This is a genomic window from Pedobacter sp. 01T416_2 (genome assembly GCF_056398925.1).
Genome location: NZ_JBFTQI010001212.1, coordinates 1 through 1,065, shown reverse-complemented (window position 1 = coordinate 1,065; position 1,065 = coordinate 1). Strand labels below are relative to the sequence as shown.

Here is a 1,065-nt window from a genome sequence, read left to right as displayed (position 1 = left end):
GTTTTATATTATTCGTTTCCATGGCGCTGTTTTTATTTTTAAACGATTACATTTTTTTAGATAACCGTTTTATTCCTTTCAAATAATTTAAGGCCTGAGATGAGGTATTACGCCTATATAAAGACCATATATTCTGAAAGCGCAATTGGATAACCAAAATATTCTGGTTAGGCGGAGACGTATGATTTTAATAAAACAAAATAGAAAACCGAACTGTTTTAAAAATCAATTGAAAACATATTTAAATAAATTAATTTCGCCAAAAATGAGAATACATAGGTTTTAAGAAAATTAAATAAAAATCTCAGTCATCATGGAAAAGAAAGTTAAGAAACCGCGCAATAGCGATATCGATAAGGCATTGGCCAAGGTAGCCAGCGTAAGTTTAAAAAACCCAAAGACGCAGGAGCCGCTTGCTGAAAAAGATGAGCTAAAAGAGGCAGAAGAAAGCTTACGAAAAAGGTTAGGTAAAAAATAGCTTCTCACTTTGAACAGCTTATAAAGCTACATCATTGCTATACATTACATTATGAGCTATGCAGTTATCAATGTGTTTCTTTAAACAATAACAATGGAATATGCGTATGATAGGCCAGTCTTTTAGTGAGACTTTGGTGAAACAGGCTTTCAAAAAAACTGTGATGCTTCGGAACGGCAATTATCAGTTGTAATCTGTTTTCGGCTGCGAACAAAGCAATACCATCTGCTATATGATGATGCCGAATTCGATGATAGGTTGTATTTTCTGTCCCAAAGTGGGCTCTTAGACTATTTTCTTCGATATTGAGTTCAGTGCTGTGTTCATCATCTCTTTCTACATTTAAGACAAATAACCTTGGCTGAATTGTACCTGCAAAGCTTTTAATTGCACCAATAGGTAAAGCACTTGTTGTTTCTTTTAAATCACAGGCCAAAAGAATCCTTTCAATTTTATGAAATCTTGCTCCTTCTGGAACAATTAATAAAGGTACTTTTATTGCTTTGGCTACATTAATGGTATTGCTACCTATTAAGGCCTGTTCTAATCTGCTTTTACCTTAAGGCCTGTTCTAATCTGCTTTTACC

General features: G+C 34.0%; 2 protein-coding genes. One reads left to right on the top strand and one right to left on the bottom strand.

Annotated features, from left to right (window positions below):
• Positions 1–313 precede the first annotated feature (313 nt).
• Positions 314–478: a hypothetical protein gene (locus tag AC1DPQ_RS28630; protein ID WP_477581303.1), complete on the top strand. Its 165-nt coding sequence runs from the start codon at positions 314–316 to the stop codon at positions 476–478.
• 67 nt (positions 479–545) lie between these two features.
• Here AC1DPQ_RS28630 and AC1DPQ_RS28625 read toward each other — a convergent pair whose 3' ends face one another.
• Positions 546–914 (bottom strand): universal stress protein, encoded by a 369-nt coding sequence (locus AC1DPQ_RS28625; protein WP_477611695.1) that lies wholly within the window; start codon positions 912–914, stop codon positions 546–548.
• Between the last annotated feature and the right edge of the window lie 151 nt (positions 915–1,065).

What these genes read in the sequence shown, in the direction of transcription:
- AC1DPQ_RS28630 (WP_477581303.1), top strand. Translation starts at nt 314, where the DNA reads ATGGAAAAGAAAGTTAAGAAACCGCGCAATAGCGATATCGATAAGGCA.